This window comes from Cupriavidus sp. a3, from assembly GCF_051015765.1.
Lineage (GTDB): Bacteria > Pseudomonadota > Gammaproteobacteria > Burkholderiales > Burkholderiaceae > Cupriavidus > Cupriavidus oxalaticus_A.
The window spans coordinates 4,470,148-4,478,382 of record NZ_CP170643.1 but is presented as its reverse complement, the minus strand read 5'-3'; the positions used below and the strand labels follow the sequence as shown (position 1 = coordinate 4,478,382).

The 8,235-nt window shown below is 66.5% G+C and carries 7 protein-coding genes and 1 pseudogene; all 8 read left to right on the top strand.

Features of this window, described 5'->3' with window-relative positions:
• The first annotated feature begins 203 nt into the window (after window positions 1-203).
• The gene (gene aceK / locus ACAD63_RS21360; protein WP_133098505.1) at window positions 204-2,027 is read left to right on the top strand and encodes a bifunctional isocitrate dehydrogenase kinase/phosphatase; all 1,824 of its coding nucleotides are present in this window, start codon (window positions 204-206) and stop codon (window positions 2,025-2,027) included.
• Window positions 2,024-2,695 (top strand): carbonate dehydratase, encoded by a 672-nt coding sequence (gene can / locus ACAD63_RS21355; protein WP_135704159.1) that lies wholly within the window; start codon window positions 2,024-2,026, stop codon window positions 2,693-2,695. Before aceK ends, can begins: the two co-directional genes overlap by 4 nt.
• A 58-nt stretch (window positions 2,696-2,753) precedes the next feature.
• Complete coding sequence (locus tag ACAD63_RS21350; RefSeq protein ID WP_133098507.1) at window positions 2,754-3,932, top strand: acetyl-CoA C-acetyltransferase; 1,179 nt, start codon at window positions 2,754-2,756, stop codon at window positions 3,930-3,932.
• 106 nt (window positions 3,933-4,038) lie between these two features.
• Window positions 4,039-4,719 (top strand): SDR family oxidoreductase, encoded by a 681-nt coding sequence (locus tag ACAD63_RS21345; protein ID WP_133098508.1) that lies wholly within the window; start codon window positions 4,039-4,041, stop codon window positions 4,717-4,719.
• Between the two features lie 31 nt (window positions 4,720-4,750).
• Entirely contained in the window at window positions 4,751-5,881 is a 1,131-nt protein-coding gene (locus ACAD63_RS21340; protein WP_135704161.1) for an acyl-CoA dehydrogenase family protein, read from the top strand.
• 95 nt (window positions 5,882-5,976) lie between these two features.
• Window positions 5,977-6,663, top strand: a complete 687-nt coding sequence (locus ACAD63_RS21335) for an HAD family hydrolase (RefSeq protein ID WP_133098510.1) — start codon at window positions 5,977-5,979, stop codon at window positions 6,661-6,663.
• Window positions 6,660-7,088: a YchJ family protein gene (locus ACAD63_RS21330; protein WP_133098511.1), complete on the top strand. Its 429-nt coding sequence runs from the start codon at window positions 6,660-6,662 to the stop codon at window positions 7,086-7,088. Before ACAD63_RS21335 ends, ACAD63_RS21330 begins: the two co-directional genes overlap by 4 nt.
• An 87-nt stretch (window positions 7,089-7,175) precedes the next feature.
• A pseudogene (locus ACAD63_RS21325) lies at window positions 7,176-8,235 on the top strand (carboxyl transferase domain-containing protein); the annotation flags it as partial.

Sequence of the window (8,235 nt, the reverse complement as noted above, 5' to 3'; positions counted from 1 at the left end):
TGTACGAGATCGGCGCCGGCACCTCTGAGATCCGCCGCATGCTGATCGGCCGCGAGCTGTTCGCGGAAACGATGTAACGGCATGCCGGGAGGGGCGCCGGATTCACCTCCGGCGCCCCCGGACATCCGCAGCGCTCCCCCGGAACCCATTTACAATCTCACTACCCGTCGCAAGACCGTCACGCAGTCGCCCCCCGTCGACCCATGTCCCACTTCCCCAAACTGCTCTCTTCGCAGATTGCCTTCGATGTGGCGAGAACGATGCTCGACGGGTTCGACAAGCACTACCGGCTGTTCCGCGAGGTCAGCCACCAGGCCAAGCTCAAGTTCGAGGCCGGCGACTGGCACGGGCTGCAGCAGATCCAGCGCGACCGCATCGCCTTCTATAACGAGCGCGTGCGCGAATCGAGCATCATTCTGGAAGACGAGTACGACGCCGAGAACATCGACGACGAGATCTGGCAGCAGATCAAGCTGCACTACATCGGGCTGCTGACCAACCACCACCAGCCCGAACTGGCCGAGACCTTCTTCAACTCGGTCTGCACGCGCATCCTGCACCGCTCGTACTTCAACAACGATTTCATCTTCGTGCGCCCGGCGATCTCGACCGAGTACATCGAGAACGAGGAATCGCCGACGCGGCCGACCTTCCGCGCCTACTATCCGGGCAGCCGCGAGGGCATGGCGGCGTGTTTCGAGCGCATCGTGCACAACTTCCAGCTCGAGCGCCCGTTCGAAGACCTGGCGCGCGATATCGGCTACGTGGTGCGCGCCGTCGGCGAGCATTTCGGCGACTTCCGCACCGCGCCGAATTTCCAGATCCATACGCTGTCGTCGCTGTTCTACCGCAACAAGTCGGCCTTCATCATCGGCCGCATCCTGAACGGCGACCGCACCTTCCCGCTGGCGATCCCGATCGTGCACGGCCCGTCGGGCAAGCTGGTGCTGGACTCGGTGCTGCTGAAGAAAGAACAGCTGCTGATCCTGTTCTCGTTCACGCATTCCTACTTCATGGTCGACATGGAGATCCCGTCGGCCTACGTGACCTTCCTGCGCGACATCATGCCGCGCAAGCCGCGCGCGGAGATCTACACGTCGCTGGGTTTGCAGAAGCAGGGCAAGAACCTGTTCTACCGCGATTTCCTGCATCACCTGCAGCATTCGTCGGACAAGTTCATCGTCGCGCCCGGCATCCGCGGGCTGGTGATGCTGGTGTTCACGCTGCCGTCGTACCCGTACGTGTTCAAGGTCATCAAGGACTTCTTCCCGGCGCCCAAGGAAACCACGCGCGAACTGGTGAAGTCGAAGTACCAGCTGGTCAAGCAGCACGATCGCGTCGGCCGCATGGCCGATACGCTGGAGTACTCCGACGTGGCCTTCCCGCTGTCGCGCTTCGATGAAGCGCTGGTGCGCGAGTTCGAGCAGCACGCGCCGTCGATGATCGAATACCAGCGCGACAAGCACGGCGGCGAGGAAATCGTGGTGCGCCACGTCTATATCGAACGCCGCATGACGCCGCTGAACATCTACCTGCAGGAAGGCACCGACGCGCAGGTCGAGCACGGCGTGCTGGAATACGGCAACGCCATCAAGGAACTGATGGCCGCCAATATCTTCCCGGGCGACATGCTGTACAAGAACTTCGGCGTCACGCGGCACGGGCGCGTGGTGTTCTACGATTACGACGAGATCGAGTACCTGACCGATTGCAATATCCGCAACGTGCCGCAACCGCGCAACGAGGAAGAGGAGATGTCGGGCGAGGTCTGGTACACGGTGCGTCCGCACGATATTTTTCCCGAGACATTCCGCACGTTCCTGCTGGGCGATGCGCGCGTGCGCGCGGCGTTCCTGCGGCACCACGCGGATTTTTTCGACCCTGCCATGTGGCAGGGTCACAAGGACCGGCTGCTGGCCGGACATGTCCATGACTTTTTTGCCTATCACCCTGCCGAGCGATTCATCAACCGCTACGGCGCTGTCTCTGAACTGCCTGCCGCCGACCCTGCAAGGAGAGTCGCATGAATGACGCCATCGCCCAGCTGTTCCGCAACAACCGTGACTGGGTGGACCGCGTCAACGCGGAAGATCCAACCTTCTTCACCCGCCTGGCCAACCAGCAGGCGCCGGAATACCTGTGGATCGGCTGCTCCGATTCGCGCGTGCCGGCCAACCAGATCCTGGGACTGGCCCCGGGCGAGGTGTTCGTCCACCGCAATATCGCCAACGTGATCGCGCACAGCGACCTGAACGCGCTGTCGGTGATCCAGTTCGCCGTGGAAGTGCTCAAGGTACGCCATATCACGGTGGTGGGCCACTACGGCTGTGGCGGCGTCAAGGTCGCGCTCAAGCGCGAGCGTATCGGCCTGGCCGACAACTGGCTGCGCCATGTGCGCGACGTGGCCGACAAGCATGAGGCCTACCTCGGCACCGTGCTGCGCGAGGAAGACGCGCATACCCGGCTGTGCGAACTGAACGTGATCGAGCAGGTCAGCAATATCTGCCAGACCACGGTGATCCAGGACGCCTGGGACCGCGGCCAGGCCGTCACGGTGCACGGCTGGATCTACGGCGTGTCCGACGGCCTGCTGCGCGACCTGGGCATGGCCGCCAGCAACAACGACGAGCTGCGCGAGCAACTGGCCGTGGCCTACCGCCAGTACGGCGATCCGCCGCAGGCGTCAATCCGCTGACGCGCTGGTCCTGCACCAGGCACCACTTACGCAACCATACCGATCCAGGAGACCCGACATGGAAGAGATCGTCATCGTTTCAGCCGCCCGCACGCCTATGGCTGCGTTCCAGGGCGAATTTGCCAGCGTGACCGCGCCGCAGCTCGGCGCCGCCGCCATCCGCGCGGCGGTAGAGCGCGCCGGCCTGAAGCCGGAGCAGGTGGAAGAAGTGGTGTTCGGCTGCGTGCTGCCCGCCGGCCAGGGCCAGGCGCCGGCACGCCAGGCCGCGCTGGGCGCGGGCCTGCCGCTGGCCGTGGGCTGCACCACCGTCAACAAGATGTGCGGCTCGGGCATGCGCGCGGCGATGACCGTCTATGACGGCCTGATCGCCGGCTCGTTCGATGTCGCGGTCGCCGGCGGCATGGAAAGCATGACCAACGCGCCGTACCTGATCCCGAAGGGCCGCGGCGGCTATCGCATCGGCCACGGCATGATCTACGACCACATGATGCTGGACGGCCTGGAAGACGCGTATGACAAGGGCCGCGCCATGGGCACCTTCGGCGAGGACTGCGCCGCCAAGTATGGCTTCACGCGCCAGCAGCAGGACGAATTCGCGATGGAAAGCGTGCGCCGCGCGCAGCAGGCCACCGAGAAGGGCGACTTCCGCTGGGAAATCGCGCCGGTGACGGTATCGGGCAAGGGCGGCGACACGGTGATCGACACCGACGAAGGCCCGCGCCGCATCAAGCTCGACAAGATCCCGTCGCTGAAGCCCGCCTTTGCCAAGGACGGCACCATCACCGCCGCATCGTCGTCGTCGATCAACGACGGCGCCTCGGCGCTGGTGATGATGCGCGCTTCCACGGCGAAAAAGCTGGGCCTGCAGCCGATCGCCCGCATGCTGGGCCACACCACGCATGCGCAGGCGCCGGGCTGGTTCACCACCGCGCCGGTGGAGGCCATCGCCAAGCTGTACCGCAAGCTGGACTGGAACACCGACAGCGTCGACCTGTTCGAGATCAACGAGGCCTTCGCCGTGGTGCCGATGGCGGCGATGCACGATCTGAAGATCCCGCGCGACAAGGTCAATATCCACGGCGGCGCGTGTGCGCTGGGGCATCCGATCGGGGCCTCGGGCGCGCGCATCATGACCACGCTGATCGGCGCGCTGCGCAAGACCGGCGGCAAGCGTGGGGTGGCGAGCTTGTGTATTGGTGGTGGTGAGGCAACGGCGGTGGGGATTGAGATCCTGTAAGGGCTTTCGCTTCCCGCTTGTTTTCTCCCCTCTCCCGCATGCGGGAGAGGGGAGCCATGCAGAGGCAGTTTGCTGAACCCGTCGGTACCAGACCAAGGAGCAACCCTTGCCAACCGTCCTGATCCTCGGTGCCTCCCGCGGCATCGGCCTTGAATTCGTCCGCCAGTACCGCGCCGACGGCTGGCGCGTCATCGCGGCGGCACGCACGCTGGAAGGCGTGGGCGCGCTGCAGGCGCTTGGCGCCGAAGCCCATCAGGTAGACCTGTCGGATCCCGGCGCTGTCGCCGGGCTGGGCTGGAAGCTCGACGGCGAAGCGCTCGACGTGGCGATCTACAACGCCGGCGTGCTGGGCCCGCGCACCGAAGGCGCGCAGCCGGTGACGCCGCAGGACTTCGACCGGGTGATGCACGTCAACGTGCTCGGCCCGATGATGGCGCTGCCGCTGGTGCTGCCCTATGTCGAGGCCGGACAGTCCGGCCACGGCGGCGTGCTGGCGGTGCTGTCCTCGCGCATGGGCAGCATCGGCGGCATGGAGCACAACGGCAGCTGGCTGTACCGCGTCAGCAAGGCCGGCGCCAACGCAGCGCTGCGCGCGGTCTCGCTCGACGCGCGCCATGCCACCTGCGTGGCGCTGCACCCCGGTTGGGTCAAGACTGACATGGGCGGCCAGGAAGCCGACCTGACCGTGCAGCAGAGCGTCAAGGGCATGCGCCAGGTGCTGGCCGGCGTCAAGCGGCGCGACAACGGCACTTTCCACAACTACGACGGCACGCCGATCCCCTGGTGATCGCGGCGCGCACGACCAACCGACCATCGATATGCTGCTGACCCCCGAACAGGAAATGATCCGCGACGCCGTGCGCCAGTTCGCGCAGGAGGTGATCGCGCCGCAGGCCGCGCAGTGGGACCGCGACAAGACCTTTCCCAAGGACGTGCATCGCGAACTGGCCACGCTGGGCGCCTATGGCGTGGCCGTGCCGGAAGAATACGGCGGCGCTGGCCTGGACTACCTGTCGCTTGCGCTGATCCTGGAAGAGATCGCGGCCGGCGACGGCGGCACCTCCACCGTCATCAGCGTCAACAACTGCCCGGTGTGCAGCATGCTGATGTCATTCGCCAGCGAGGCGCAGAAGCAGCAGTGGCTGGTGCCGCTGGCGCGCGGCGAGATGCTCGGCGCGTTCTGCCTGACCGAGCCGCACGTCGGCTCCGATGCCTCGGCGCTGCGCACCACGGCGGTTCGTGACGGCGACGACTACGTGCTCAACGGCGTCAAGCAGTTCATCACCAGCGGCAAGAACGCCGACGTGGCGATCGTGCTGGCGGTGACCGACAAGGCCGCCGGCAAGCGCGGCATCAGCGCGTTTATCGTGCCGACTTCCACGCCCGGCTATGTTGTGGCGCGGCTGGAAGACAAGCTCGGCCAGCATTCGTCGGACACTGCGCAGATCCTGTTCGAGGACTGCCGCGTGCCGGCGGCCAACCTGCTGGGCGACGAGGGCGGCGGCTACAAGATGGCGCTGTCGGGGCTGGAGGGCGGGCGCATCGGCATCGCCTCGCAGAGCATCGGCATGGCGCGCGCCGCGTTTGAAGCGGCGCTGGCGTACGCCAGGGAACGCGAGAGTTTCGGCCAGCCCCTGTTCCAGCACCAGGCGGTGCAGTTCCGCCTGGCCGAGATGGCCACGCGCATCGACGTCGCGCGCCAGATGGTGTGGCACGCGGCGGCGCTGCGCGACGCCGGCCGCCCGTGCCTGAAGGAAGCGGCGATGGCCAAGCTCTTTGCCAGCGAGATAGCGGAGCGGGTCTGCTCGGACGCGATCCAGGTGTTCGGCGGCTATGGCTATGTCAGCGACTTCCCGGTCGAGCGCATCTACCGCGACGTGCGCGTGTGCCAGATCTACGAGGGCACCAGCGATATCCAGAAGATCCTGATTGCGCGCGCGCTGGCCTGACCCGGGCTTAAAAAGCGTACGATGATGCCATGTGCCGCCGGCGTCCCCGGCAACAGGAGGCACGACCGCCTGGACAACAAGGAAAAGAAACCCGCATGACCGCAGTAACCCAGGGCCATTCCGGCCGTTTCGATTGCGTGATCTTCGACTGCGACGGCGTGCTCGTCGACAGCGAGCCCATCGTCAACCGCGTGCTCAACCAGATGCTGAATGAACTCGGCATCGGGATCTCGCTGGAAGACTCCACGCGCCTGTTCCTCGGCCGCGCCGTGCGCGAGGAACTGGGCATGATCGAACGCATGCGCGGCGCGCCGCTGCCCGAGAACTGGCTGTCGACCTGGCTGGCGCGCCGCAACGCGGTGCTCGAGGCCGAAGTGGCGGCCGTGGCGCATGTGCGCGACGCCATCGGCAAGATCGCCGCCACCGGCATGCCGGTGTGCGTGGCGTCGGGCGCGGACCGCATCAAGGTCAAGCTGCAGCTGACCAAGACCGGGCTGGTCGAGCTGTTCCAGCAGGATGAGCGCGAGCATATCTTCTCCGCCACCGAAGTGGCGCGCAGCAAGCCCGCGCCCGACGTGTACCTGCTGGCGGCGCGCACCATGGGCGTCGAGCCGGCGCGGTGCGCCGTGATCGAAGACAGCCCCACCGGCGTCACCGCCGGCGTGGCCGCGGGCATGACGGTGTTCGGCTACGCCGCGCGCAACGACGCCGCGTCGCTGCGCGAAGCCGGTGCACACACGCTCTTCACCGACATGCGCGAGCTGCCGGAGCTGGTGGGATGACCGCGCGCCGCCCGCCCAAGGCCGGTCCGGTGCCGTGCCCATGCGGCGGCGCCGACTATGCTGCGTGCTGCGGCCGCTTCCATCGCGGCGAGGCGCTGCCGCCCAACGCGGAAGCGCTGATGCGCTCGCGCTACAGCGCCTATGTGCTGAACGACACTGACTGGCTGCGCCAGACGTGGCATCCGTCTACCTGTCCGGCGGACCTTGCGCCAGACACCGCCACGCGCTGGCTCGGGTTGTCGGTGAAGGCGCACGCACAGCAGGACGACACCCATGCCGAAGTGGAGTTCGTCGCGCGCTACAAGGTCGGCGGGCGCGCCTGGCGGCTGCATGAGCGCAGCCGCTTCGTGCACGAGCCGCGCGCGCCCGGCGAGACCCCGCGCTGGCTCTATGTGGATGGCGACATGATCGGGGAAGCGCCATGAGCATCGCCACATAGGCCGGCCTCCATCCCTCGCATGCAGCGCAGGCTGGACGGATCCCCACCAAGACCCTAGCAACGAGACGATACGATGCCCACGCTGGAAACCAAACTGAACGCCCGCTCGGAATCGTTCAAGGCCAATGCCGACGCGATGCGGGAACTGGTGGCCGACCTCAAGGCGAAGGTCGCAAAGCTGGCGCAGGGCGGCGGTGACGATGCGCGCAGCAAGCACCTGTCGCGCGGCAAGCTGCTGCCGCGCGACCGCGTGCAGCAACTGCTCGACCCGGGCACGCCGTTCCTGGAGCTGTCGCAGCTTGCCGCCTACGACATGTATGACGATGCCGCGCCGGGCGCGGGCATCATCACCGGTATCGGCCGCGTGGCCGGGCAGGAGTGCGTGATCGTCTGCAACGACGCCACCGTCAAGGGCGGCACGTATTATCCGATGACGGTCAAGAAGCATGTGCGCGCGCAGGAGATCGCCGAGCAGAACAACCTGCCGTGCATCTACCTGGTCGACCGATGACGGTCAAGAAGCATGTGCGCGCGCAGGAGATCGCCGAGCAGAACAACCTGCCGTGCATCTACCTGGTCGATTCCGGCGGCGCCAACCTGCCCAACCAGGACGACGTGTTCCCCGACCGCGACCACTTCGGCCGCATCTTCTACAACCAGGCCAACCTGTCCAAGCAGGGCATCCCGCAGATCGCGGTGGTGATGGGCTCGTGCACCGCCGGCGGCGCGTACGTGCCGGCGATGAGCGACGAGTCGATCATCGTCAAGAACCAGGGCACTATCTTCCTGGGCGGCCCGCCGCTGGTGAAGGCCGCCACCGGCGAGGAGGTGAGCGCCGAGGACCTGGGCGGCGCCGACGTGCATACGCGCCTGTCCGGCGTGGCCGACTACTTCGCGCAGAACGACCACCACGCGCTGAGCCTGGCGCGCAATATCGTGCAGCACCTGAACCGCCGCAAGCCGGACCAGATCCGCCTGCACGAGCCGGTCGAGCCGCTGTACCCGGTGGAAGAACTGTATGGCGTGATCCCCACCGACACGCGCAAGCCCTATGACGTGCGCGAGGTAATCGCGCGCATCGTCGACGGCTCCGAGTTCGACGAATTCAAGGCGCGCTACGGCACCACGCTGGT